Below are 1,136 nucleotides of genomic sequence, written 5' to 3' on the forward strand. Positions count from 1 at the left end.
GCGCAACACGCAGGCACTGGGCGACTACGTGCTGGCCCACGGCTACGTGCGCGAGGACCACGTGCTCGACGAGGACCTGCCGCTGTGGGTGCCGATCCCGCCGCTGGCCGAGATCCAGGTCGCGCTGCAGCAGGCGGTGGCCGACATCACGCAGCTCACCGGCTACGAGCTCAAGCGCATCCTGCGCACCGGCACGGTCGCCTCCACCGACAACCGCAACTGGGAGCTGCTGCCGCAGCGCACGCCGGAGCGCCGCTTCAGCCAGAGCCGCGCGGTGGCGCTCGACATGGAGAGCGCGACGATCGCGGCCAACGGCTTCCGCTTCCGCGTGCCCTACGGCACGCTGCTGTGCGTCAGCGACAAGCCGCTGCACGGCGAGATCAAGCTGCCGGGGATGGCCAACCACTTCTACCGCGAGCGCGTCGACCAGCACCTGCGCATCGGCATRCGGGCGGTGGAGCTGCTGCGGGCGCAGACGGTCGACCAGCTGCACAGCCGCAAGCTGCGCAGCTTTGCGGAGGTCGCCTTCCAGTGACCGGATGAGCGCGGCTCAGGCCGCGTAGCGCCGCACGTCCTGGCGCGTGACGTGCAGCGCCTCGTTCGACGACAGCTGCGTCACCAGGTGATCGACCGTCGCCCGCACGCGCGGCGCGATCAACGCACGGTGCGGGTAGTGCAGCGCCAGTTCGCGCTCGCCCGCGACGTGCTCGTCGACCAGCAGCGCCTTCAGGTCCCCTGATTTCAGCAGCGGCCAGGCCTGCGGCAGCCCGACCTGCACGATGCCCAGGCCCATGCGCGCCACCTCCACCGCGGCGCCGGTCGAGATCGTCATCACGCAGCGCTCGGGCCACAGGTCGACGGTCGAGCCGTCGGGCTCTCGGAAGGTCCAGGGCGAGACCTGGCCACTGAGGAAACGCACCATCGCGACATCGTGCTCCGGCAGGTCGGCACGGCCGCGCGGCACGCCGCGGCCGGCCAGGTAGGCGGGCGTCGCGACCAGCACCATCTCGAGCCGGCCGACCGGCCGCGACACCAGGCTCGAATCGCTCGCATGGCCGCCGCGCAGCGCGAGGTCGTAGCCCTGCGCGATCAGGTCGACCTGCCGGTCGTCGAAATCCAGCTCCACCATCAACCCC

General features: G+C 71.4%; 2 protein-coding genes. One reads left to right on the top strand and one right to left on the bottom strand.

Translation table 11 applies throughout. From position 1 onward, the window contains the following. On the top strand, positions 1-535 hold a 535-nt coding region (locus AC1D15_RS33535; protein ID WP_477829461.1), incomplete at its 5' end, for an AMP nucleosidase. A 15-nt stretch (positions 536-550) separates the two neighbouring features. Here the strand turns inward: AC1D15_RS33535 and AC1D15_RS33540 are convergent. Further along, positions 551-1,136: substrate binding domain-containing protein (locus AC1D15_RS33540; protein ID WP_477829462.1), on the bottom strand; the 586-nt coding region annotated here is incomplete at its 5' end.

Source organism: Rhizobacter sp. P2_H2, assembly GCF_056403375.1.